This is a genomic window from Pseudomonas sp. B20(2017) (assembly GCF_002113125.1).
In the GTDB taxonomy this organism is placed as follows: domain Bacteria; phylum Pseudomonadota; class Gammaproteobacteria; order Pseudomonadales; family Pseudomonadaceae; genus Aquipseudomonas.
The window spans coordinates 1-25,097 of the sequence record NZ_NEJP01000028.1; the positions used below are offsets into that span (position 1 = coordinate 1).

Below are 25,097 nucleotides of genomic sequence, written 5' to 3' on the forward strand. Positions count from 1 at the left end.
AGCGGAAAGCGGAAAGCGGAAAGCGGAAAGCGGAAAGCGGAAAGCGGAAAGCGGAAAGCGGAAAGCGGAAAGCGGAAAGCGGAAAGCGGAAAGCGGAAAACAATTGCGGACTGCTTTTGCTTTGATCGTTCCCACGCTCTGCGTGGGAATGCAGCCCGGGACGCTCTGCGTCCCAATCGATCTGCCAGCGAATGCAGTCGGTCACTGGCAGGTCGGTTTCGTCAGAACGACTTAGCTGTGTGTTGGGCAACGCTGAACTTCGACGTTATCCAGCACCCGATTCACCGCCAGTTCCGCCAGCATGACCACCTGCTGAATACCCAGGATGCGGTGCCGCTGCGGCGTGTCGAAAAAAGCCGCTACATCACTGGCCATGGCACTGGCGGTGGCCAGGGATTCACAGGCGTGGGCCAGAAGGCTTTCGTCGTCCATGTCCGGGGAGACCTGGAACATCTTGTTCAGTCGGCGACCGGGGCATTTTTTCGGGAGGGGGTTGAAGTGGTGGTCGAGGGCGCGTTCGGCAGCCTCGTGGAGTTTCTTTGAATCGGCGGATTCGTACGGCGAGGTATCGCTGGTTTCAGGGGGATTCGGTGTAAGTTTTTTCATGGCATAGATCCTTAAGTCTTGGAGGAGCTGCCATTTTTCGTTTTCCAGGCGAAAAGAGTGGCAGCTATACGCGGACTGGAAAAACCGGAAAGGATCAAACCCGGCAGACCCGAAGGTCTCCCACGTACAGCTACCATAACGTCGCGAAAAAACGCCGCATTATGTCATGGACTGTGATCCTGAACTTCGGGTTTTCCAGACCCGGCCGCTGATGCGTCAGCGACCCCCAAAGCCTATCCACCCCGTTTCCGAGGGACAACCGACGCGACTTGTCGGAAACATCCCCGAAAATCGCGCCGTCTGTAGGACGGCAAACTCAGTTCGCCAGCCTTGCGCCGCCCAGACTCCCGCTCAACTCATAAGCCGCCAGTTCCGCCTGATGCCCGGCCAATATCTCCGGCAACGACCCACGCAAGTACTCGACCCAGGTCTTGATCTTCGCATCCAGATATTGCCGCGACGGGTAGATCGCATACAGGTTCAGTTCCTGCGAGCGGTAGTTGGGCATCACCCGCACCAGCGAGCCATTGCGCAAGCCTTCGATCGCGGCATACACAGGCAATACACCGACACCCATCCCGCTGGTGATCGCGGTTTTCATCGCGTCGGCGGAGTTCACCAGGAACGGTGAGCTGTTGATGGTGACCATTTCCTGGCCTTCCGGGCCGTCGAAGGCCCATTTTTCCAGGGGGATCACCGGGCTCACCAGGCGCAGGCAGGCGTGGTTCAGCAGGTCGCTGGGTTTCTGTGCGCAGCCGTTGGCTTTTACGTAGGCCGGTGAGGCGCAGACGATGCTGTAGGTGATGCCCAGGCGTTGCGAGACGAAGCCCGAGTCCGGCAGTTCGCGAGCGAGGACGATGGACACGTCGTAGCCTTCATCGAGCAGGTCCGGCACGCGGTTGGCCATGGTCAGGTCGAAGGTCACGTCCGGGTGAGTCTTGCGGTAGCGGGCGATGGCGTCGATCACGAAGTGCTGGCCGATCCCGGTCATGGTGTGCACTTTCAATTGTCCGGCCGGGCGGGCGTGGGCTTCGCTGGCTTCGGCTTCGGCCTCTTCGACGTAGGCGAGGATCTGCTCGCAGCGCAACAGGTAGCGCTTGCCGGCTTCGGTGAGCGCGATGCGGCGGGTCGTGCGGTTGAGCAGGCGGGTTTGCAGGTGGGCCTCAAGGTTGGAGACCGCGCGCGAGACGTTGGCGGTGGTGGTGTCGAGTTGCACGGCGGCGGCGGTGAAGCTGCCCGCTTCGGCCACACAACTGAAGGCGCGCATGTTTTGCAAAGTGTCCATAGGGTGCTCTCAAGGGAGATGGCAAATTGTGACACGAAGTTTCAGGGGCTGAGACCCCCGACCAAGGGATTATCTCGTTAACCGTAACAAAGATTCGCAGAAAACCCAGCTTATCGCCGTTCAGGACGCCCCCTAGAATTGCGCCCACCTCGAAACATCTCCCACCTCAGGAATTCGCAGCAGTGCCGCGTCGCATCAACAGAGCGCTTTTGTCGCTCAGTGTTCTGGCTCTTTCGTTAGGTCTCGGCGGCTGCATCGGAACCGGAGGGATTGCCCCGCAGGGCAAGGCTCTGGAGGCCAATGAACTGGCCACCGACGAGGCCATCGCCCACGCCGCCCGTGACGCAAACTGGCCCGCCGCTCAATGGTGGCAAGCCTACGGCGACCCGCAACTCAATCATTGGATCGACCTTGCCGTGCAAGGCAGCCCGACCATGGCCATGGCTGCCGCGCGAGTGCGTCAGGCCCGGTCCATGGCCGGTGTCGCCGAAGCCGCCGAGTCGTTGCAGATCAATGGCGAGTCGACCCTCAAGCGCCACAACTGGCCGACCGACCAGTTCTACGGTCCCGGTGAGCTGGCCAACAGCACCACCTGGGACAACAACGCCGCGCTGGGTTTCAGTTACGCCCTCGACCTCTGGGGCCGTGAAAGCAACAGCACCGAGCGGGCCGTCGATCTGGCGCACATGAGCGCTGCCGAGGCGCGGCAGGCGCAACTCGAATTGCAGAACAACATCGTGCGCGCCTACATCGAGCTGTCGCTGCATTACGCCCAGCGCGACATCGTCGCGGCGACGCTCAAGCAGCAACAGCAGATTCTCGAACTGGCGCAGAAACGCCTGGACGGCGGGATCGGCACACACTTCGAAGTCAGTCAGGCTGAAACCCCGCTGCCGGAAACCCATCGGCAACTGGATGCGCTGGACGAAGAAATTGCCCTGAGCCGCAACCAGATCGCGGCACTGGCCGGCAAAGGGCCAGGCGCCGGTGCGCAATTGCAGCGTCCGACCCTGTCCCTTGGCGCGGCACTCAAACTGCCGTCGGCATTGCCCGCTGAACTGCTCGGCCAGCGTCCGGACGTGGTCGCCAGTCGCTGGCAAGTGGCAGCGCAGGCGCGCGGCATTGATGTCGCGCACGCCGGGTTCTACCCCAACGTCGATCTGGTCGGCAGCCTCGGCTACATGGCCACCGGCGGCGGGGCGCTGGAGTTTCTGACCGGCAAGAAGCTCAACTACAACGTCGGGCCGGCAATCTCGCTGCCGATCTTCGACGGCGGGCGTCTGCGTGCCGAACTCGGAGAGGCCTCGGCGGGTTATGACATCGCCGTCGCGCATTACAACCAGACGCTGGTCAATGCGCTGAAGAACATCTCGGACCAGTTGATCCGCCGCGAGTCGATGGACAAGCAGCAGACGTTCGCCGCCGAATCCGTGGCCACCGCGCAGAAGACTTACGACATCGCGATGATCGCCTACCAGCGCGGGCTCACCGATTACCTCAACGTGCTCAACGCCCAGACCCTGCTGTTCAAACAGCAGCAGGTTCAGCTGCAGGTGCAGGCGGCGCGATTGAGTGCCCACGCAGAACTGGTGACGGCCTTGGGCGGTGGGCTTGGCGCGGGTAAGGACGTGCCGACTTTTGAGCAGACCGCTGCCCCGAAAACCCCGGCCCTCCTGCGTTGAAAACACAATCTGTGGGAGCGAGCTTGCTCGCGAAGAGGGAGTGTCAGCCAGCACACATGTCGGCTGATACACCGCATTCGCGAGCAAGCTCGCTCCCACAGGGGCTGGGTCCGATCTGAAACTCATTGAGCACTTTTTAATGACTCCCTTGCCCGCACCTTTGCGCTGGCTCTACTCCCTGGAATGGCGCCGGGGCTTCTTTGACTGGGCGCGCAGCGACGGCGTGACCTGGGTCTACATCTTCAAGGTGCTGATTGCTGCATTCCTGACCCTGTGGCTGGCGATGCGTCTGGAACTGCCACAACCGCGCACGGCGATGATCACCGTGTTCATCGTCATGCAGCCGCAGAGCGGCCAGGTGTTCGCCAAGAGTTTCTATCGCTTCCTCGGCACCCTGGCCGGGTCGGCGATGATGGTCACGCTGATTTCACTGTTCGCCCAGAACACCGAACTGTTCCTCGGTTCGCTGGCGATCTGGGTCGGCATCTGCTCGGCTGGCGCCGCCCGTTGCCGCAACTTCCGCGCCTACGGTTTCGTGCTGGCCGGGTACACCGCCGCGATGGTCGGCCTGCCGGCGCTCGCCCATCCCGATGGCGCATTCATGGCGGCGGTATGGCGGGTGCTGGAAATCTCGCTGGGGATTCTTTGCTCGACCCTGGTCAGTGCCGCGATCCTGCCGCAAACCGCCAGTGCCGCGATGCGCAACGCCTTGTATCAGCGCTTCGGTGTGTTTGCATTGTTCGTCACCGATGGCCTGCGCGGACGCAGCAAACCGGAGTCGTTCGAGGCCAGTAACGTACGCTTCATCGCCGAAGCGGTGGGGCTGGAAGGGCTGCGCAGCGTGACCGTTTTCGAAGACCCGCACATGCGTCGGCGCAACGGCCGGCTCAGTCGCCTGAACAGCGAATTCATGGGCGTCACCACCCGTTTCAACGCCTTGCACCAGTTGCTCGAACGCCTGCGTCGCAACGGTGCCGACCATGTGGAAGCGGCAATCAAACCGGGTCTGCAGGATCTGGCCGAAGTGCTCGACGGCTTCAGCGGCCGCGCCCTGACCAGTCCGGATGCCGCGCGTCTGGTGCTGGCGCTCGCGGCTTACAAGGAAGGCTTGCCGGCGCGGGTACGCAGCCTGCGGGCGATCTTTCAGGAGAGCGAACCGAGCGACGCCGAGCAGCTGGATTTCCACACCGCCTATGAGCTGCTCTATCGCTTCGTTGATGACTTGCACAGTTATGCACAGACCCACGCCTCGCTGGCCGATCACAGCCACGAACGCGAGCGCTGGGACGAGCCGTTCACCCCGCAGACCAGTTGGTGGGCGGCGGCAGCTTCGGGGATTCGTGCCGCATTCATTCTGGTCGTGCTCGGCAGTTACTGGGTCGCGACAGCGTGGCCGAGCGGCGCGACCATGACCCTGATCGCTGCCGCTACCGTAGGCCTGTCCGCCGCCACGCCAAACCCGAAACGCATGGCATTCCAGATGGCCTGCGGCACGCTCCTCGGGGCGTTGATCGGCTTCGTCGAGATGTTTTTCATCTTCCCGTGGATCGACGGTTTTCCACTGCTGTGCGTGATGCTCGCGCCGGTGATCGTGCTCGGCTCGTTCCTCGCTTCGCGGCCGCAATACGCGGGCGTCGGTCTCGGTCTGCTGATCTTTTTCAGCACCGGTTCGGTGCCGGACAACCTGACGATCTACAACCCCTACACCTTCATCAACGACTACATCGCCATGGTCATGGGCATGCTGGTCTGCGCGGCGGCGGGCGCGATCATTCTGCCGCCAAACAGCCGCTGGTTGTGGCAGCGCCTGGAGCAAGACCTGCGCGGGCAAGTGGTGTACGCCATCAGCGGCAAACTCAAAGGTCTGGCGTCGAGTTTCGAAAGCCGTACCCGCGACTTGATGCATCAGGCTTACGGTCTGGCGGCCGGTCAGCCGCTGGTGCAGAAAAACCTGCTGCGCTGGATGTTCGTGGTGCTGGAAGTCGGCCACGCGATCATCGAGTTGCGCAAGGAACAGGCGATCCTGCCGGTGCACCCGGCGTATGCCGAATCCCAGCCATGGCGTCAGGCGATCCGGGTCATGGGGCGTTCGCTGGTGCGGCTGTTCCTGCAACCGAATTCGAGCAATCTGGAGCGTGCACTGGTCGCGGTCGATCACGCGATCAGCCGTGTCGCCGCTACTGACGAACCGTTCGCACCGCACTTCGATACCTCGGCACTGCGGCGGGTGAAGAGTTATTTGCACTTCATCCGCACCTCGCTGCTCGACCCGCAATCGCCACTCGCTGCCTACGCCATCGCCAAGCCCGAAGGACTTGCCCATGCCTCGTGAAATCGCCTTCCACGGCGTGTACATGCCGACCATGACCCTGATGTTTTTCGTCGCCGCGGCACTGGCCTGGGCGCTGGACCGGTTCCTGTCAGGGTTCGATCTGTACCGCTTCTTCTGGCACCCGGCGCTGTTGCGCCTGAGTCTGTTTACCTGTCTGTTCGGCGCGATGGCGCTGACTGTCTACCGTTGAGAACGCTCTGATGAAAAAGTTTTTCAGCCTGCTCGCGACCCTGCTGGTGCTGGCCCTGGCGCTGTGGATCGGCCGCACGTTGTGGGAGCACTACATGAACACCCCGTGGACCCGCGACGGCCGGGTCCGCGCCGACATCATCAACGTCGCCGCCGACGTCACCGGTGAAGTGGTCGACGTGCCGGTGCGCGACAACCAGTTGGTGAAGAAGGGGGATCTGCTGATGCAGATCGACCCCGAGCACTATCGCCTGGCGGTGAAACAGGCGCAGTCGCTGGTGGCTTCGCGCAAGGCCACGTGGGAGATGCGCAAGGTCAACGCCCACCGCCGCGCCGACCTCGACAACCTGGTGATCTCCAAGGAAAACCGCGACGACGCCAGCAACATCGCCAACTCCGCACTGGCCGATTACCAACAGGCCCAGGCGCAGCTGGAAGCTGCCGAACTCAACCTCAAACGCACCGAAGTGCGCGCGGCGGTGGACGGCTACGTGACCAACCTGAACGTCCATCGCGGCGACTACGCCCGCATCGGCGAAGCAAAAATGGCCGTGGTCGACATGAACTCGTTCTGGGTCTACGGCTTCTTCGAAGAAACCAAACTGCCCCACGTACGGGTGGGCGATAAAGCCGACATGCAACTGATGAGCGGCGAAGTCCTCAAGGGCCACGTGGAGAGCATTTCCCGCGGTATCTACGACCGTGACAACCCGGAAAGCCGCGAGCTGATCGCCGATGTGAACCCGACGTTCAACTGGGTGCGCCTGGCCCAGCGGGTGCCGGTTCGGATTCACATCGATGAAGTGCCGGAGGGTGTGCTGCTGGCGGCGGGGATTACCTGCACCGTTGTTGTGAAGCAGGACGTTGTGGATAACTGACAGACCGAGTCGCTGCAAATCGCGAGCAGGCTCGCTCCCACATGGGATCTTCAGTGCGACACAGATCCAGTGTGGGAGCGAGCCTGCTCGCGATTGGGACGGCTCGGTTTTACGAGCAAATACTCAGCATCTACTCGCTGCAAAACGTCTCGTGCAGATGCCGCCAGATCACCCGCCCGGATTCGTTTTTTTCAAACACCACGGTTGAACGTCGATCCGTGTGCAACCCGTTCGCGTCGGTCTGCTGTTCGCGATAACTCACCGTCGCACCGCGTTCATGCAAGTCAATTCCTTGAAGCTCGCCGAGCTCGATCCTGAACCCGCTCTTCTTCCCGCCCGCCATTTGCAACAGCGCACGCAAGGCCTCGAAATCCAGCACGCGCCCCTGGGGCGTCACCATGGAAAACCCTGGCGAAAAACGCGCTAGCAAGCGCTCCAGCGCTGCCTGTTCTTCCTCCACGGCAAACGATCGCTCGATGGCCCGGTGAGCCTGGATCACTTCGTCAAAATAGTCGGTGTAGTCAGTCATGTGGATTTTTCCTGAAGGAGAGGTGAGCGCAGAAGGGCAAGTACTTTTGTCGAGTCGAAGCGCAGCACGGCGGCCATCGGTAACAGCGTGAGTAGTGCGGCGACAGCAGCAGCCGCAACTGAACATTCACTTGTCCACGTCCTCGACTCACGCCGATCTGATCTCCGAACGCTTTGACATGGCAATTCGTCTGGGCCGCATGCACGACTCCAATCTGCCGGCGGTGCAGTTGTCGACGTTTGAGGTGTTTGCCGTGGCCGCGCCGGGGCTGGTTGAGCGATTTTCGCCGGTCGACACACTGGTGGTGCTGGAGTCGATGCCGACGCTGGGGCATGGGCGAGTGCCGGAGATGACGGTTACCGATCCCGCCGGTACCGAGCATATCTACCAGCCGAAACCGGGAACCACCGCCATCGTCGCGGACAACTCCGCGACCCTGCGTGCCTTTGCGCTGACCGGGCAAGGCGTGGCGATTCTGCCGCAGTGGCTGATTCAGGAAGACCTCGACGCCGGGCGATTACAGCGTTTGCTGCCGGATTACCGTTTCGCCCAGCAAGGTGTTTACGCGCTGTACCCGGACACCCGGCACCTGCCGCTTAAGGTGCGGGCGTTCATTGATTTCATGAAAGGTTGGGGTTGAAACTCTGCGGTGTCTGCACTGGCCCCATCGCGGGCAAGCCACGCTCCCACAGGTTTAGCGGGGCACTCAGATATCCAGTACGACACAAAGCCTGTGGGAGCGGGCTTGCCCGCGATGGGGCTTACTCGGTGTCAGAGTTGCCCGCGCAACCCGAAACGCTTCATCAATGTCGACTCCAACAACCCTTTCGGCAGCAACGTCGCCAGCAACGGCAACGCCCGGCTGCCATTGCCGATGCGGATCAGTCGTGGCGGCTTGCTTTGCTGCACAGCCTTGAGCAACTCGGCGGCAAATTCGCTGGCCGGCGTTGGTTTGTCCTGCGAAGCCTGGGCCCGCGCCCGGATGCCTTCACGCAACGGAAACCACGGTGATTGTTCGTTGATCAGTTGTTCTGCCTCATGCCCGGCATTCTTGGCGAAGCTGGACTGGATCGCCCCCGGCTGCACTTCCAGCACGCGAATCCCGAATGGCGCCAGCTCCATGCGCAACGCATCACTCAGCGCATGCACCGCCGCTTTCGAGGCGCAATAAGCGCCGGCAAATGGCGTGACCAGCACCCCGGAAACACTGCCGACATTCACCACCAGGCCCTTGGCCCGGCGCAGCACCGGGAACAGCGCACGGGTCACGCCGATAATCGAAAACACGTTGGTTTCGAACTGGCGCTGCATGGCCGGAACACCGCCGTCGAGCAGCGGTCCCATGGCGCCGTAACCGGCGTTGTTGATCAGCACGTCGAGGCCGCCGTGTTGCTGGTTGATCCGCTCGGCGAGTTGTTCCAGCGCTGCATTGTCATTGACGTCGAGCTGCACCGCCGTGAACCCGGCCGCACCGAGTGCCGCGACATCTTCAGCCTTGCGCGCACTGGCCCAGACCTCGTAGCCGGCGCCTTTGAAGGCATCGGCGAGGGCGCGGCCGATGCCGCTGGAACAACCGGTAATCAACGCAACGGGCATGGCGCATTCCTTGTGCAAAAGAGTGGGGGGAGGGAATCAGTCGGAGAAACTACCCTGCAATCGCTCGGCGCGAAACTCCAGGGTTTGCGGACGATAACCGGGACGCAACGGCGGCATCGGCAAACAGTCTTCCCAGTTGCCGCCGGCCTGCAATTCACCGGGTCCGCGATAGCGCGGGGCGGCGTATTGATTGTCGGCCAGGTTCACGGTGTCGCCCGGCGCGTACGCTGCAATGCGCCAGCGCAGTTCGGTCAGCGGCACGTCGTTGCCGTTGTTCATCTTGAGCAGCAGCGGACGGTCGGCGGGGCAATGTTCGGGGGCATAGACGATGCGCAGTTCAAGGCGTGCCAGCTGCTTGACCTCGCGGTTGTCCAGCCACACCACCCACATCGCCACCAACCCGAGACCCACAGCGGCAGCCATCGACACCGGCAAAGCCTTGGCAGGGTAGCGCAACAGCAGGATCAGCCAGGTGATGACCAGCAAGACGCCGATGAACATGTGCGAACGCTCCTTGAACTCGTGATGACCATCCTACCGAAGGGACGCGGGAATGGACATTCGTGGTTTGATCGACGGCGCCGTTGGTCGGGACTGTAATTTCTGACAGTAGCCGAACGAGCGCTGTGCTTGCTCAGATGCCTGAGGCAGAAAGATTGTCGGTCGCGCGGGGAGCGCGCTTCATGAGTTTGCACATCAATACGCCAAGGATGTCTGTGGTCGACCCGCGCGGCTTGCCGGTCCGCCCGGTCGACTATTGTCGAGACATCGAGGACGGGCCTGTCGAGTCCCGGATCAACCGCACGCTTCACGATCCGGCAGGACGTGCGGTGAAACAGTGGGATCCGCGACTTTGGTTGTCTCAAACCGGCGACCCGCTGACGCCGGCCAATCTGACGCAGGTATTTGCTTTGGACGCCACGGTGATTCGTTCGGACAGCGTCGATGCCGGCACGCAAATCGAGTTGAAGGGGCTCGCCACGCAAACGGTGCTCGGTTGGGACAGCCGTCAGACGCTGCGCAAGATCGAGCACGACAATTTGCTGCGTCCCGTCGCGATGTTCGAAGAAGGCACAGGCGAGCCTCCGCGCTGTGTCGAGCGCCTGACCTATGGTCATCCCGGCAGCGGGGATCAGTCGCGAAATCACTTCGGTCAGCTGATTCGTCATGACCATCCGGCGGGCAGCGTGCTGTTCAGCGAGTTTGCAATCAGCGGCGCCTGCACCGAGGACACCCGCCACTTCACTCTGGATCCGCTGACACCAGACTGGCCGGAGCAGGAGGCGGATCGTGCACCGCTGCTGGAACACGGCGCTGGTGCGACATCGCGGTGGCGCCATGGTGCGCTGGGCGATGTGCTGGCGCAGACGGATGCTCGAGACAACCGGCATACATTCGCGCTGACCGTCGATGGCCGCTTGCACGAGCGCCGATTGCAGTTGAAGGGGGAGCCTGAGCGGGTGGTCGTCACTGACATACGCTACAACGCGCAAGGCAATGTCACTCGGCAAACTGCCGGTAACGGTGTGCAAACCACCCGGACCTATCGCCCCGAAGACGATCGCCTGTTGAGCCTCCGGACCGAAGACGCTCACGGTCTCGTGCTGCAGCACCTGAGTTATGAATACGACAGGATGGGCAATGTCCTGAATATCGAAGACAAGGCGTTGCCGATCCGTTACTTCGCCAATCAGCGCATCGAACCGGTCAGTCGCTTTGAATACGACAGTCTTTACCAGTTGATCAAGGCGTCCGCCTGGGAAGCCGACACCGTCAATCAGGGCCCGCAATCGATGGGGCGCATCGATCCGGCGGCGATCAGCAACTATCAGCAGACTTACGAATATGATTCCGGCGGCAACCTGCGCAACCTGATTCATGTCGGCGCACAAAGCCACGGGCGCAAACTGCAACCGGCGAGTTACAGCAACCGCTCTTTGCGTTACACGGACGTCATTCCCGGCGATCCGCAAATCGAAGCGGCCTTCGACCGCAGAGGCAACCTGTTGCAGCTGGAACCGGGGCGGCTGCTGAGCTGGAACCTGCGCAACCAACTGCAATCGGTCAGCCCGGTGGAGCGTGCCTCCGAGGTCAACGACAAAGAGGTCTATCTCTACGATGGCAGCAGGCAGCGGGTGCGCAAGATTCGCTTTTTGCTGACCAATGCCCGCATCCTGGTTGCTGATGTGCGCTATTTGCCTGGGCTGGAGTTGCGCACCGACATCGGTACCGGTGGACGGTTGCAAGTCATCATTGCCGACAACGTTCATGTGCAGCACTGGGAGAGCCAGCCGCCTTCGGGAATCAACAATCGGTATCGATACCAACATATCGATCACCTGGACTCGGTCAGTCTGGAAACCGCCGATGACGGTGCGAGGATCAGCCGGGAAACGTTTCACCCTTTCGGTACCAGAGCCTGGCAGGACGGCGAGCTCAGCTACAAATTCGTCCGTTACTCAGGTAAGGAACGTGATGCCACCGGGCTGTACTACTACGGCTTTCGCTATTACATCCCATGCCTGCAGCGCTGGTCGAATCCTGACCCCGCGGATGCAGTCGATGGGCATAACCGGTTTCGAGCGATGCGTAACAGTCCGATGGTTTACAGGGATCCTGATGGCCGCGATCCGGAGGTGACGGGTGTTGACCGGGTTTACCATGACCTGGCGGACCATGGGCTGGTCCATCCGGTTCAAGCCGCAGGAATGCAGCCTGTTCGGCTTTATTTCGAACATGATCCGGACCCGGATGTTCAGGCGTACCGCCGTGAAATCCCCGTGGCGTTGACCGAGCTTGGCGCAAGGAGTGATTCACTGCTCAACACGCATCAGGCCCATGTGATTGCCGCTGCCCGAACCCGTACCGCGTCACCTTCCGGCGCGGTGCTTTATCACTCGGGAGAATTGCTGTCTTCTGTCATGACCCAGGTGGTGGGGGAGGGTGTGACGAGTCGTGTCATGGGCCCGATGTCTGTCGCCTTCAACAGCCCGGTTGAAGATCCGCAAGTCCTGGCCAACAGACGGGGTGCGGTGGCCAGCACTTTCAAGGTCGGTGGGCAAATACTGATGCATTCGGCTCATCCAGCGTTGCAGGTGGTGGGGGCGGCGGGTGTTGCAATGGGGAATGTCATGGAGGTGTCGGAGGCGCAGACACGCATTCAGTACCGAATGCTGACCTCTCCGGCCAGCGTGGCGAAGCCCTTTGTCGAGCATGCTCCGAAGGGGGTTCTGACGTCCCTCGCTCAGAGCTTTTCCCAACCACCCCGGACGCTGTTTGACGAGCAACAGGCGATCCCAAGCGTTTGGGCACAACAGCTGTTCAACGCCGGGTTTGCCTCGCCTTCCTCCACTGTGCAAGGGGAGGCGCAGTCAGTAGAGCCCGAAGCGATGTACATGCACCGTTCCCGTCGCGGTTCGCACCATGGCTAGAGGCAAGAAGCCCCCGCACGGCCTCCTGCGGATAGGGGACGCAGCGGGCTGGGCGAGGGCTTCTTGTTTGCGGAACGCTTACTGCGCGATGGTTTTCACCGACACGCCGCGTTCGATCGGGGTGGAGCGGCCGTAGATATCTTCGAAGCGCTCGATATCGTCTTCACCCAGGTACGAACCCGACTGCACTTCGATGATTTCCAGCGGGATCTTGCCCGGGTTGCGCAGGCGATGCACCGAGGCGATCGGGATGTAGGTCGACTGGTTTTCGGTCAGCAGGAACACGTTCTCGTCGCAGGTCACTTCGGCGGTGCCGCTGACCACGATCCAGTGTTCGGCACGGTGGTGGTGCATCTGCAGCGACAGGCACGCGCCCGGCTTGACCGAGATGTGCTTGACCTGGAAGCGACCGCCCATGTCCACCGAGTCGTAGGAACCCCACGGACGGTAAACCTCGCAGTGGTTCTGGGTTTCGCTGCGGCCCTGCTCGTTGAGGGTGTTGACCATCTGCTTGACGCCCTGGACCTTGTCCTTGTGGGCGATCATCATGGCGTCCTTGGTTTCGACCACCACGATGTTTTCCAGACCGATCACCGACACCAGTTTGCCGTTGCCGTGGATCATGCAGTTCTTGCTGTCCTGGATCACCACATCGCCCTTGCTGACGTTGCCGTTGGCGTCCTTCTCGTTGACTTCCCACAGCGACGACCAGCAACCGACATCGCTCCAGCCGGCGGTCAGCGGCACTACGCAGGCGCGCTGGGTTTTCTCCATCACGGAGTAGTCGATGGAGTTGTCCGGGCAGCAGGCGAAAGTGGCTTCGTCGAAGGTGATGGTGTCGGCGTCCTGAGCGCTGCGCTCCAGAGTCAACAGGCAGGTGTCGTAGATGTCCGGATCGTGCTTTTTCAGCTCTTCGAGAAAGCGGCTGGCGCGGAACAGGAACATGCCGCTGTTCCAGTAGTAACCGCCGGACTCGACGTACTCGGTAGCGCGTTTGACGTCGGGTTTTTCCACGAAGTGCGAGACGCGGCTGACGCCTTCCGGCAGCAGGGAATCGCCGGTGGATTTGATGTAGCCGTAGCCGGTTTCCGGTTTGGTGGCCGGCACGCCGAACAGCACCATTTCGCCGTTTTCGGCGGCGACGGTGGCCAGGGCGAGCGCACGTTGCAGGGCTTTCTGGTCTTCCAGAACGTGGTCGGCCGGCAGTACCAGCATCAATTCGTCGCGACCTTCATTGACCAGCATCATCGCGGTCAGGGCCACGGCCGGCGCGGTGTTGCGACCGAACGGTTCCATCAGGATCCGCTGGCATTCCAGATTGCGGCTGGCCAACTGCTCGTTGACGATGAAGCGGTGATCCTTGTTGCAGACCACGATCGGGGTGTCCATGCCTTCGAACACCAGACGCTCGAGGGTTTGCTGGAACAGTGTGTGTTCGCCGGTCAGGGCGAGGAACTGCTTGGGAAACTGCTTGCGCGAAAGCGGCCAAAGACGTGAACCGCTACCACCTGACAAGATCACCGGAATCATATTGTTTACTCCATAAAATCGATTGGGTTAGAGCCACGAGCCTGTGTCGTTTCACTCTTGTTTTTGTCGCGTACCCGAACTGACAACCCGATTCATTGTGGGAGCGAGCTTGCTCGCGAAGGCGGCGTATCAGTCGACACATCTGTTGAATGTCAGACCGCTTTCGCGAGCAAGCTCGCTCCCACAGGGGATATGCGTCAGGTCGGGAAATGGTTAGCGGGTCGACACCGGGCGTTTCACCCAGACTGGCGACAGGTTGCTGCCGTTGCCGGTGACGTACAGCACCGCTGCCTCACCACGCTCCAGGGCGACCGGTTTCACGTCGCCGACTTTCTTGTCACCTTCGTACAGCGCGAGGCTGACTTTCACCGGGTTGATTTCACGTTCGCCACGACCCTTGGCGGCCACGTTCGGCACCACCTCGGTCTTGCCGTCGGCGGTCTTCAGGGTCAGCGGTTTGTCGCTGAGGTTCTGTACGCGCACCAAGGATTTCTGCTTGTTCTTGAACGGCGGTTCTTCGATCAGTTGCGGCGCGCCGGAAGCGTTGTTGACCAGGGTGTAGTAGTGGTCACCGGCGAGTTTTACCGGCAGGGTCTGGCTGCCGACCTTGGCGCTGTAGTCGCCGCCCGGCATGAAGCTGAAGTCGCTGCTGGCCAGCGGCGCGACGTCGCTCAGATTGGTGCTGCCGACGGTGGCGCTGACTTCAGCATTGCTGGCGTTGTAGACCCGCACAAAGGTCGAGCCTTTCGGTGCAGTCGGGCCGTACAGCGCAGCGTCGCCACCGGCGAAGGCCTGGACCGACAGCACGCTCAGGCCCGCAACCAGAGCGAAGCGTTTGGCGAGACGACGAGGAGTTGTAGTGAAAGTCATGGTGTTACCTCTCTTTCAGTTTTGCGCCCGATCGGGCGTCTCGGATTTAGTGTTGATGGCTACGTTTTGTTGGCGCGCGCCGGCTTGTTTAAGCTCTGCGACCCACTGCGGGTCGGCGTCGCCGATTTCGTTGTTCACAGGCAGATATCGTTCAGGAAACTCCCAGATCAGCACCTGTGGCGGGCTGTTCTTGAAGTCATCGCTTTTCAGGTAGCTGAGCATCGGCAGGATCGGGCCGTGGCCGTCCTCTGCGTAGTTGACGACGTCGCTGTGCAGCGCTTGCTTGAGCGCACCGACGAAGTTCCAGTTGGGGTTGGCGCTGTAGCTGGTGCCGATCAGCGCGACCGGCACTTCGCGGTTGGCGAACAGCGCGTCGTCCCCGGCAGGTTGCTCGACGGCCACGGTGTTGCGCTTTTGCAGCGGTTCCTTGGCCGGCATCAGGTTTTCGAACAGCGGATCCAGCGGCAGGAACAGACGCAGGTCGCCCTTGTGCGTGACCTTCTCCGCCGGGGTGGTGACGAAACGCTGCGGCTCGCCGCTGAGCGGGAACTTGTCGGCAATGGTTTTGGCCAGGGTGTTGGCGGCGATTTCAGCGCCTTCCGGGGTCCAGTGGGTGTCGGTGCGCAGGAACACTTGCTGACCGTTCTGCTTGGCCGCTTGCAGCGGGCCGAGCAGGTCGGGGGCGAGGATCTTGTCCGCCGCGACACGGGCGTGGAAGTCCTGATAAAGGTTGGCGTGGATGCTCGCCGGTTTCACTTCACCCAGGTGTTCCGGGTACAGACGAGCCTTGGCCGGCACGATCGCCATCACCAGTTTTACGCCTTTCTCTTTCAGGGTCTGGCGCACGCCTTCGACCAGCGCGTAGTTGCCTTGCAGGTTCAGCTCTTCGTTGACGATCGGGTTGAATTCCTCATCGCTGTACAACCACTGATCGCGACCGAGCACCACGCCCGGACGACCTTCGTTGAACAGTTTGAAATCCAGCGCGGCCCAGAGATTGGTGCCCAGACGCTTGATCGGGAATTCATCGTCGTAGTGGGTTTCCACGGCTTTGGTCCAGCGGCCGTTGAGCACCGTCGCGTCGGCGTTGGTGCTGAAGCCGAAGAAGCTGCGCACCGACCACAGACCAAGCACCAGCAAGGTCACCAGAAACAGCGCGATGTAGAAGATGCGTAATGAGCGGGTCATGTCAGATCCCTCAGAACTGGAAGTAAAGGAACGGCGAGAAGCTTTGCGCCGAGAGTTTGAGAATCGAGGCGATGAACAGCAGCAGGATCAGCCCGCGCATCACGTAGCGCGACCAGTCCGCCGTCCAGTACGCCGGTTGCACCTGGGCGTCGACGCCGACGGTGTAGCCAGGCTCGTGGATGCTCGCCGGGTTTTCGCCCGGGGCTGCCTTGATCATTCCCGGAGTCGCCGTGGCCGGGCCGTTGGCCTCGACGTTGACCTCAGGTTTGGTCTTGGCTGGCGGCTGGTTGGTGTACAGATCACGCAGGCCGAAGAACGCCAGGGTCACGTAAGCCACAACGAGGGTCGCGACTTGCAGGCCGGTGAGGCTGGCCTGATTGAGTTCCGACAGCGACCAGTCGCCGAAGCTGAACATCGCGCCGTACATGCGGCCGGCAACGTGCAGGTTCTCGGCGCGAAAGATCACCCAGCCCATGACCACCAGCAGGAAGGTCAGCGCCCAGCGGATTGGATTGAGGCTGCGTGGCGCGGTGTTCAGGCCGAGCATTTTTTCAATCGCCAGCCACATGCCGTGCCACGCACCCCAGACGATGTAGGTGATGTTCGCGCCGTGCCACAGACCACCGAGCAGCATGGTCAGGAACAGGTTGCGATAGGTCATCAGCGTGCCTTTGCGGTTGCCGCCAAGCGTGATGTACAGATAGTCACGCAGCCAGGTCGACAGACTGATGTGCCAGCGGCGCCAGAACTCGGTGATCGACTGGCTGATGTACGGCTGCTTGAAGTTTTCCATGAAGCGGAAACCCATCATCAGGCCCAGACCGATGGCCATGTCGCTGTAACCGGAGAAGTCGAAATACAGCTGCGCGGTGTAGGCCAGCGCGCCAAGCCAGGCATCGCCCGTGGTCGGGTTTTGCAGGGCGAAGCAATGATCGGCCACCACGGCGAGGGTGTCGGCGATGAAGACCTTCTTGATGAAACCCTGCATGAACCGCGTGCAGCCCTCGGAGAACTTGTCGAGGGTATGGGTGCGGTTGTTGAACTGGTCGGCCAGGTCACGGAAACGCAGCACGGGACCGGCGATCAGGTGCGGGAAGATCGCCACGAACGCCGCGAAGTCGATCAGGTTGCGGGTGGCCGGGGTGTCGCCGCGGTAGACGTCGATGATGTAGCTGATCGACTCGAAGATGTAGAACGAGATACCGATCGGCAGCAGCACGTGGGTCAGGATGAACGGTTCCAGACCGACCGACGTCATCATCGCGTTGATGCTGTCGACGCCGAAGTTGGCGTACTTGAAGTAGCCGAGGATGCACAGGTCCACCGCCACACCGAGCAACAGCCAGCGCTGGGCCGGTTTGGTGCGCACGCCGGCGGCGCCGACTTTCAGGCCGATCCAGTAGTTCCACAGGGTGACGCCGGCGAACAGCGCCAGGAAGTCCACCCGCCACCACGCGTAGAACACGTAGCTGGCGATCAGCAGCAGCAGGTTGCGATAGCGTTGCCCGCTCAGGTAGTACAAGCCGAGAAAGATCGGCAAGAACAGAAACAGGAACACGTTGGATGAAAATACCATCCCGATCTCTCCATGTTTGAACCAACAGTCAAGGGCCAAAGCCCCCCCCAAACCCCCCACGTAAACCAGAGGGCTAACTCACACATCTCAAACCTGACACTTAACCTGTGGGAGCGAGCTTGCTCGCGAAAGCGGTGTGCCAGACGACATCATTTTTGAATGTCGGATCCTCTTCGCGAGCAAGCTCGCTCCCACAGGGTTTATCAGTGTCCTCAGGAACCCTTGTTGCCCTTTTCGTGGGACGGGTCATAGACCTTGGTCAGGTCGCCGCCGAGCCGGAAGGTCTTGAACGGCTGCATCCCGTGCTTCTTCTCGATCACATCCGGCGAACAGGTGTAGAGGGTGCAGAACGGCTCAAGCCAGGCGAATTTCATGTCCTCTTTCAAATCGGTCATGTCCTGTTCCTTGCCGTTCTTCTTCTCGAAGTCCTCGGGATCTTTCACCCCGGCCAGCACCCGATCACCCAGACGTTTCAGCGCGCCGTTGTTTTCCTGACGCAGATCCACACCGTTGACCTGGGCAAAACTGGCGATCATCGCCAGCGGCGGCAGGGCGTAGTTGTGATAGGCGAGGGCGCGTTGCTGGCGCTTGAGTTCGTTCGGCAGGTAACCGTCGGCATCGACCTGATTGACCCCGACCTTGTATTCCTTGACCGCCCAATCGAACAGGTCGCGGCGGTTGGTCGCGACCGATGTCGCCATCACCGACCAGGCTGCCCAGTACGAGTGGTTGTTGGTTTTTTCCAGCGGCAGGTTGTCCCAGTCGCTGACCACCTGATCGGCCATCTTGCTGAACCAGGCCTCGATCAACTGCGCTTCCTGCTGATGCTGGGCCAGCGGATGGGAGTCGGAGAACTTCAGGCGAATGTACGAAGAGGCCATGCTGCCCAGCGCCCATTTGCGCATCGACTTGCCGGTGTGGTTGAAATCCTTCGACATCAACGCATCGGCCTTTGCCCAGGCGGTGAGCCAGTTGAGCGTGCAATCGAGCTGCTCCGGGCGACCGTCGCGCATGAACTGCATCACCCGCTTGGCGGTGCCGCGCTCCAGGGTGGTGATGTCTTTGGTGGTGTCGCGGAAGGCCTTTTCCGACTGCACGTTCAGCGTCGCGCGAGCCTTGTCCGAGCCTTCGTATTTGCTGCGAAATTGCAGCGGGCCGGTGTAGGGCGTCGGCATCGCATCGCAGCCTTCGCTCTTGTCGCCGGTCTTGAATTTATCCACAGGCGCAAAATAGCCCTGAGGAGGACGCAGCGGCGCGGCGGCTTGCGCAGTGCCGGCGAAGATCGCCAGCCCGAGCAGCGTCGGCGCCAGAAGAGTTTTCAGTTTCGGATTTCGCATAGCAGACCTCATTGCCCGACCTGAGCGGTTTGTGGCCCAGCGCCCGGGAATACGTTGCGTTTGCAGATTTTCGCTTCGACTTTCTGTGGCGCGGTGCCCGCTTCCGGGCCCTGGACTTCGACCGCCAGCAGGTTTTGCGAGGCCCAGTCTTCGTCCGTGCGCAGCTCAAAGGCGAAACGACCGTCGGTGTCGGAGGTTTCCGGTTTCTCGATCTTGATGTCCTCGTGGCGACCGTTCATGTACCAGAGGGTGGCTTGCAGGGTTTTCACCGAGGTGTCGGCGAAGCGGATGTCGACCTGATGGCTGCTGTTCTGCAGGTTCAGGTTCTTGCTGTTGACCAGCAGTTCTTGTTTGCTGCCCGGCTTGAGCGTGGTGCTCGCGGACATTTGCGCGTCTTTGCCTTCGCAGCCGTTGTCGAGCAGGGACATCATCTGGCGATAGATGGTTTCCTGGTCGAGGCGGTACAGCGGCGAGAACTCCCAGATGAGGATTTTCGGCGGCGTCTTCTGGAATTCGTCGCTGCCCAGGTACTGCAACATAGAACCTTCCAGACCACCGCCGGGGAACGCGACGTTGAGAATGTCGGCGCCGATGGCTTCTTCGAGGAAGCCTGCGAAGTTGTAGTTCTTGCCGCTGTGCGAAGTACCCACAAGGGTGATTTGCGGATTGCCGGAATCACCGAACAGGTCGCCGTCACCGGCTTCACCTTTCGGCTCGGTGGTGAACTGGTCCATGTACTGGATTGCGTAACTGGTGCCGCACAGTTGCCCGGCCATGTTGTGCAGGGTGCCGGTCTTGCCCATGCGTCCGGAGCGTTTGGTTTCGAACTCACGCTTGGGAATATCGGCGAAGGCCGGGATCTGCTTGACCTTCTCGGCGACGATTTTCGCCGTGCGCTGGGCGCCGTACGGGGTCCAGTGCTGGTCGCCGCGGAAGTAGAAATCGTGGGCGGGAAGGGTCTCCGGCAGCGACTCGTTGGTCAGCGGCGACAGGTCCGGCACCACATAACCCATCTTGGCGAAACGGCCGAGCATGGTCTTGTAGTTGCCCAGCGCTTTCTCGTAATCGAACGCGGCTTTTTCCGCCGGGTTGAGCTTGTTGCGGTTCACCAGGCCACGGGTCGGCTGGTAGACGATCACCAGTTCGACGCCTTTGGCCTTGAACGCATCGTGCAGCTGTTGCAGGCGTTTGTAGCCGGCCGGGGTAGTGTTGAACTCGGTGCGCAAATCTTCCTGGGTCCGGAACAACCAGTCGCCCTGGGCCTGCACCAGCGTGGTGAAGTTCTGCTGATAACGCGTGGTGTAGTTCTTCGCGTCATGGGCGGCCGGGCACAGGCTGCAGCACGGTTCGGCGGTGAACGTTGGCGCTTTCACTTCGTCCGCGCGGGCGCCGTTGCTGGCCGCCAGGATGCCCACGGTCAGGGCCGACAGGCTGAGTAATTTGATCAGGTGTGGGTGCATAAAATTATCCTCAGTCCTGCAATTCGGTCTGGCGTTCGACAGGGTCGATCAGCACGGCTTTCTGCTGGCGCACCAACAGGTCGAGAATTTCATCCTGGCGCTCGCCCAAGATGCCGTTGAAGCTGATGCCGCTGGATTTGGTCGGCGCCAGCATCGACACGCGATACAGCTCGACACTCAGGGGCGAATCGATCGACAGCGGGCCACTGCCGTTGGCCGCCAGTTCACCGCCGACCACGATCAGCGAGACCTGGGCGTCGAACGGGTCGAGCTTGATGTCACGGTCGGTGTCGGTCAGGTCCTTGATGTGCCCGTAGACGCCGGTCAGGCCGTTGGCCATGGCGACGTTTTCGTAGAGGCGGATGTTCACGCTGTTACGAATGCGGATGCCGTGGCGCTTGTTGCTGATGACCTTGTTGCCCCACAGCAGGTTGTCGGCAGACTCGTAGAGGGTGATGCCGTCGGTGTGGTTCTTGTAGATCTCGTTGTAGGCAATGATGTTGTTGACGCTGTTACGGTCGATCACCAGCCCCGAGAGGTGGTTGTCGTAGCTTTTGTTGTTGAAGATGAAGCTGTCGTTGACCTCGCGGGAAATGATGATCCCGTGCTTCTTCTTCGTGCCGTACACCGTGTTCTCGGCAATGATCAGACCGTGGGAACGGTCGTGCGGGTCGATGCCGTAGACGATGTTGTCCTTGTAGGTGTTGCCCTTGACCACGAAGTCGCGGGTCTCGTAGCAGTAGAAGCCGTACCACATGTCCGAGAACTCGGAGCCGACGATCCAGCCGGTCGGCTCGGGACGCTTGAGCACCTTGGCCATGTTCGGCGTGTACTGGGAAATACTCACACCGTAGGACTTACTGTTGGCGTAGCCGAAGCTGGCCATCTTGCTGTTGACGATGTAGGTCTCGGTGCCACCCCAGGCCAGCAGGAACGGGCGAAATTCCTTCGGCGACCGGAAGGTTGCCGGGCCGTTTTCCTTCTCGCGCCAGCCAGTGATCTTGGTATCACGCACGAACAACTGACCGTCGTTGACCAGGAACGAACCGGCTTCCTGGGACAGGCGCAATTCCTGAGTCTGACCGTCGATTTCGAGGATGCCTTTACGGCCGACCACGATCGGCAGCTTGGCCAGATAGACGCCCGGCGAGGTTTCGCTGAAGTACTGCTTGGGCAGTTTCTGCGCCAGCTCTTTCAGATTCATGTAACCGTCGTCGACGAAGATCGCCTGCGGGATTCCGTGCTGACGCACCACCCATTCGGCCATCTTGTTGTCGCCGCCGATGAAGTCCTTCAGGGCGTCTTCCTGCATCATCCGGCGCACGCTGATCTTGCCCGGTTTGCTGCGCACGATTTTCGCGGCGGCGGCTTCGGCGGTGTAGCCGGAGAGGTCGGGCAATTTCGGCTTGGCCAGTTCCAGCGCTTCGGTCGGCGCGCTGCTGACGGTGTAGGTCTTGGCCTGTTGCAGCTCCTTCGCGGTGGTCACAGGCTTCGCTGGTTCCACGTTGGCGAAGGCGCCGGCCGAGGCCAGCAGCATCGCGCCGGCCAGCAGGCTGAGTGAGCCTTTGCGGGCACTGTTCATGTCGGGCACTCCCTTGGCGGTCAGCATCAGAAGCGCCAGATCACGTCGATGAACGCGCGGTGCATGTACGAATCAACCTGGCTGCCGTAGGCATCACCCGGCTTGAACACACCGCCACGGAAACGCACCAGCGCCGACGGCTCGTCGATCGACTGGCTCAGCGCTGCCGGCAGCAAGCCTTGCTTGAAGTACTTGGTGACCACCAGATCCATTTCCTGGCCCAGATCCTTGTTGCCGTCCTGCAGTGGCAGCGAGGTGCTGGAGAGGATTGCGCCGGTCACGTCGTCGGTGTTGTTTTCCACAGCGTTGATGCCGTTGCTGCCCACCGGTTTGTTGCCGTCCACGCGCCAGAACTTGTGGTAGATCAGGCTGGCGTCGTACTGGTCGTTGAGCATCCACGAACCGAACAGGGTGGCGGTCTGCATGTTGTTCATTTCGCCACGGAAGGCCTCGCCGAAACGGTGAACCCGCGAACGAGTACCGGTGTAGTTCGAGCGGTTGCTTTCCAGGCCGTTCTGTTCGTAATCGGCGCTGGCACGGGCATACGCCGCACCGACCTGCCATTGCGGATCGAGGCGCAGACGCACACCGACGTCGGTGGCCCAGCCGTCGACGTTGTCGCTGTGCTTGGCCTGGGCCGGGCGGGTGCCGTCGGCGTTGAGGGCGTTGACCGTGTCGCGGTCGCCGCTCATGCCGGTGATGCTGCCCCAGTAGTTGACGGTGTTGGTGTTGCGCCAGTTGTAGGCGTCGCTGTCTGCGGTCAGGCCGAGCCAGCTGATGTCGCCGTTCTGGGTTTTGTCGAGGGTGTCGCGGGGTACACCCGGTTCGGCGTAATCGAGTTTGCCGTCGTCGTGGGTGTGGTGACCGCGAATCCCGACCCACTGGCCCGGCGTCCACTGGTAAGCGGCATCGGCGTAGGCGTGCAGGCGATCCTTGTCTTTCGGCGCCAGCTCCTTGAGGTCGGTGCGGTATTCGCTGAAGCGTTCGGCGACACCGGCATTGGCGCGCAGCAGGGTGGTGTCGAAGGTCCAGTTCAGCGCTTCGATGTTGGTGTCGCGCCACTGACCGTCGTCGTTGCGCAAACGCTGGCGACCGAACTTGAGGATCTCGCCGGGGTAGGGCGTCAGACCGCTGTAACCGACCCAGAACTCGCGCATTGCCAGGTAGTTTTTCTTGGTCTTGCGGTCGCCGTTGTCGGTGGTCTGGGTGCCTTCGCTATCGGACTGCTGCAGGGTGTCGGTCTCGATGATGTCGGTCGAGGTCACGGCCTGGCCCATGGCGTAGGCGCTCCACGCGCCGCTTTCGCCGTAGACCCACGGACGCAGATCGAGGCCGACGCCGTTGACGTCGCCGCCGCTGGCGGTGCCGAGGTCGCGGTCGTCTTCGGACTGGCCGGTGATTTTCACTTCGAGGCCGAAGTTCTTCGATTCAGTCATCGCGGCCAGGGTCGGACAAGACCAGATCAACGCGAACGTGAGGCCAATGCCGGCCTTCACAAAGGGATTCAATTTCATAATTTTTCCTCGCCGTCTTCTTCTTGCAGGGCGTGCAGTTGCAGCGTGTTCTGGCTCAGGGCGCCACGGGCCGCCTGTTCCTGTTGCAGCAGGCGCCGGGCTTCGGCCAGGCGCTCGGGCGGCAGCTGGGCGGCGAGGGTGGTCGCCAACTCATCGGCTTGCGGGGTGTTTTGCGCCTTGGCCAATTGGCTGAACACATAGGCGTTGAGCGGGTCGGGTTTGGTGCCCTTGCCTTGGGAAAACAGTTGGGCGATGGCGAAGTCGGCGCTGTTCTGGCCGTTGCGCGCAGCGGTCAGCAGATGGTCGAGGGCCTTCTGCGGATAGACCTTGCCCAGGTAGCCACGGCGGTAGATCTGGCCGAGGTAGTAATCGGCGGCGACTTCGCGGCCGACGGCTTTCTGGAAATGTTCCTCGGCGACTTTCGCGTCGGCCGGGACCAGTTTGCCTTCGTAGTAAAGCTTGCCCAGCAACAGTTCGGCGCGCGACTGGTCGGCGGCGCGGCCGTTGTCCAGGTACTTCATCATCTGATCGACATCGCCCAGTTCCGGGAAGTCGTAGAGCAGTTGTGCCAACGTTACCCAAGACGCCGGGTAGCCCGGCGCGATCGGCTCGAGCAGCGACTGCGCGGTTTTTTCGTCGGTCTTGCCCAGGGTCGAATCGGCCAGTACACGGGCCACCGAATCCACCCGCTGAGCACTGACGGTGCCGCGGCTGTAACCGGCCTGAAGTTGTTTGATCAGCTCGGTCTGTTGCTCCGGCGCGCCACGTTTCTGATAAACCGTGGCCAGCTCGACGTAGCAGATGTCGGTGGTGTTGAGTGCGGCCTTGCAGATCTTTTCCACGTCATCCAAGTGCTGGTCGTAAGTGCCCTGGGTGCGATACAGCAGCACCTGCGCCAGACCGGCTTCCGGGTAACCGGATTTGCGCCACTGGTCGATCTGCTGCTGAGCGTTGATGTTCGGGAAGCTGTGCGGGTATTGCAGGTACAGCATCGCGAGCGGAATCAGCGTGTTGCCTTCGCCATTGGCAGCGGCTTTCTTCAGCAGGGTTTCGGCTTCGTGATGTTCGGCCTCGGTGGAACCGGGCTTGGCCACCAGTAAGCGGCCGAGGCGGGCCTGGGCACGCGGCGAAACGCTGGCGGCGGCGCGATAGGTGGCTTCGGCCTGTTTCATTTGTTCCGGGTCGCGGCTGTCGACCTGGATGTCGGCAAGGCCCACCTGGGCTTCGCTGTAACCCAGATCGGCCAGCGCACGGTAGTTCTGCGCAGCGGTCGCGGTGTCACCGCGCTTGAGCGCTTCGTTGGCCAGACGCTGGTCAGGCAGGCCGGCGCAACCGGCCAGACTCACAGCCAATGCAACTGCACACAGAGGACCCATGTGGGAGCGGGCTTGCTCGCGAAAGCGGTGTGTCAGTCGGCACTGAGGCTGAATATCAGAATGCATTCGCGAGCAAGCTCGCTCCCACAGGGTTTGTGGTGTGCTCGAGATGGGTGGAGTAGTCACAGGCATGTCC

Annotated in this window: 19 protein-coding genes and 2 pseudogenes; 6 read left to right on the forward strand and 15 right to left on the reverse strand. The window is 61.4% G+C overall.

What is annotated here, in order from left to right; translation table 11 throughout:
- From CAF63_RS28910 to CAF63_RS27910, 3 genes and pseudogenes are all read right to left on the reverse strand, one after another.
- Positions 1-205 (reverse strand): annotated as a pseudogene (locus CAF63_RS28910) (hypothetical protein); the annotation flags it as partial.
- Positions 206-231: 26 nt separating this feature from the next.
- Positions 232-606 (reverse strand): DUF6124 family protein, encoded by a 375-nt coding sequence (locus tag CAF63_RS27905; protein WP_085690583.1) that lies wholly within the window; start codon positions 604-606, stop codon positions 232-234.
- Between the two features lie 316 nt (positions 607-922).
- Positions 923-1,891: a LysR family transcriptional regulator gene (locus CAF63_RS27910; RefSeq protein WP_085690584.1), complete on the reverse strand. Its 969-nt coding sequence runs from the start codon at positions 1,889-1,891 to the stop codon at positions 923-925.
- Positions 1,892-2,073: 182 nt separating this feature from the next.
- Here CAF63_RS27910 and CAF63_RS27915 point away from each other — a divergent pair, with 182 nt between their 5' ends.
- From CAF63_RS27915 to CAF63_RS27930, 4 genes are all read left to right on the forward strand, one after another.
- Positions 2,074-3,573, forward strand: a complete 1,500-nt coding sequence (locus CAF63_RS27915; protein ID WP_085690585.1) for an efflux transporter outer membrane subunit — start codon at positions 2,074-2,076, stop codon at positions 3,571-3,573.
- A gap of 139 nt (positions 3,574-3,712) precedes the next feature.
- Entirely contained in the window at positions 3,713-5,905 is a 2,193-nt protein-coding gene (locus tag CAF63_RS27920) for an FUSC family protein (RefSeq protein ID WP_085690586.1), read from the forward strand.
- Positions 5,895-6,095 (forward strand): DUF1656 domain-containing protein, encoded by a 201-nt coding sequence (locus CAF63_RS27925; RefSeq protein ID WP_003221811.1) that lies wholly within the window; start codon positions 5,895-5,897, stop codon positions 6,093-6,095. Before CAF63_RS27920 ends, CAF63_RS27925 begins: the two co-directional genes overlap by 11 nt.
- A gap of 10 nt (positions 6,096-6,105) precedes the next feature.
- Positions 6,106-6,972 carry an HlyD family secretion protein gene (locus tag CAF63_RS27930; RefSeq protein WP_085690587.1) on the forward strand — a complete coding sequence of 289 codons (867 nt, stop codon included), beginning with the start codon at positions 6,106-6,108 and terminating at the stop codon, positions 6,970-6,972.
- Between the two features lie 130 nt (positions 6,973-7,102).
- On the opposite strand, the gene CAF63_RS27935 is transcribed toward CAF63_RS27930, so the two are convergent.
- A complete protein-coding gene (locus CAF63_RS27935; RefSeq protein WP_085690588.1) occupies positions 7,103-7,501 on the reverse strand; it encodes a DUF4440 domain-containing protein in 399 nt (132 codons plus the stop codon).
- 100 nt (positions 7,502-7,601) lie between these two features.
- On the opposite strand from CAF63_RS27935, the pseudogene CAF63_RS27940 reads away from it, so the two are divergent.
- Positions 7,602-8,141: pseudogene (locus tag CAF63_RS27940) on the forward strand (substrate binding domain-containing protein); the annotation flags it as partial.
- Between the two features lie 131 nt (positions 8,142-8,272).
- Here the strand turns inward: CAF63_RS27940 and CAF63_RS27945 are convergent.
- Together CAF63_RS27945 and CAF63_RS27950 are read right to left on the reverse strand one after the other, a co-directional pair.
- Positions 8,273-9,097, reverse strand: coding sequence for an SDR family oxidoreductase (locus tag CAF63_RS27945; RefSeq protein WP_085690589.1), 825 nt, complete (start codon positions 9,095-9,097; stop codon positions 8,273-8,275).
- A gap of 36 nt (positions 9,098-9,133) precedes the next feature.
- On the reverse strand, positions 9,134-9,598 hold the full coding sequence (locus CAF63_RS27950) for a multidrug transporter (protein WP_085690590.1): 465 nt from the start codon (positions 9,596-9,598) through the stop codon (positions 9,134-9,136).
- 182 nt (positions 9,599-9,780) lie between these two features.
- On the opposite strand from CAF63_RS27950, the gene CAF63_RS27955 reads away from it, so the two are divergent.
- A complete protein-coding gene (locus tag CAF63_RS27955) occupies positions 9,781-12,528 on the forward strand; it encodes an RHS repeat domain-containing protein (protein ID WP_085690591.1) in 2,748 nt (915 codons plus the stop codon).
- Between the two features lie 78 nt (positions 12,529-12,606).
- On the opposite strand, the gene CAF63_RS27960 is transcribed toward CAF63_RS27955, so the two are convergent.
- The 9 genes from CAF63_RS27960 to algK all read right to left on the reverse strand — a co-directional run bounded on the left by CAF63_RS27960 (position 12,607) and on the right by algK (position 25,093).
- On the reverse strand, positions 12,607-14,058 hold the full coding sequence (locus tag CAF63_RS27960; protein ID WP_085690592.1) for a mannose-1-phosphate guanylyltransferase/mannose-6-phosphate isomerase: 1,452 nt from the start codon (positions 14,056-14,058) through the stop codon (positions 12,607-12,609).
- A gap of 213 nt (positions 14,059-14,271) precedes the next feature.
- Positions 14,272-14,928: an alginate O-acetyltransferase AlgF gene (locus tag CAF63_RS27965; RefSeq protein ID WP_011332550.1), complete on the reverse strand. Its 657-nt coding sequence runs from the start codon at positions 14,926-14,928 to the stop codon at positions 14,272-14,274.
- A 15-nt stretch (positions 14,929-14,943) separates the two neighbouring features.
- Positions 14,944-16,116: an alginate O-acetyltransferase gene (locus CAF63_RS27970; RefSeq protein WP_085690593.1), complete on the reverse strand. Its 1,173-nt coding sequence runs from the start codon at positions 16,114-16,116 to the stop codon at positions 14,944-14,946.
- Between the two features lie 10 nt (positions 16,117-16,126).
- Entirely contained in the window at positions 16,127-17,692 is a 1,566-nt protein-coding gene (locus tag CAF63_RS27975) for an MBOAT family protein (protein ID WP_085690594.1), read from the reverse strand.
- 212 nt (positions 17,693-17,904) lie between these two features.
- Positions 17,905-19,029: a mannuronate-specific alginate lyase gene (locus CAF63_RS27980; protein ID WP_085690595.1), complete on the reverse strand. Its 1,125-nt coding sequence runs from the start codon at positions 19,027-19,029 to the stop codon at positions 17,905-17,907.
- A gap of 8 nt (positions 19,030-19,037) precedes the next feature.
- Entirely contained in the window at positions 19,038-20,489 is a 1,452-nt protein-coding gene (locus CAF63_RS27985; RefSeq protein ID WP_085690596.1) for an alginate O-acetyltransferase, read from the reverse strand.
- Between the two features lie 10 nt (positions 20,490-20,499).
- Entirely contained in the window at positions 20,500-22,071 is a 1,572-nt protein-coding gene (gene algG, locus CAF63_RS27990; protein ID WP_085690621.1) for a mannuronan 5-epimerase AlgG, read from the reverse strand.
- Between the two features lie 26 nt (positions 22,072-22,097).
- Positions 22,098-23,585, reverse strand: coding sequence for an alginate export family protein (locus CAF63_RS27995; protein WP_085690597.1), 1,488 nt, complete (start codon positions 23,583-23,585; stop codon positions 22,098-22,100).
- On the reverse strand, positions 23,582-25,093 hold the full coding sequence (gene algK, locus CAF63_RS28000; protein WP_371807426.1) for an alginate biosynthesis TPR repeat lipoprotein AlgK: 1,512 nt from the start codon (positions 25,091-25,093) through the stop codon (positions 23,582-23,584). The genes CAF63_RS27995 and algK overlap by 4 nt, the downstream gene beginning before the upstream one ends.
- Between the last annotated feature and the right edge of the window lie 4 nt (positions 25,094-25,097).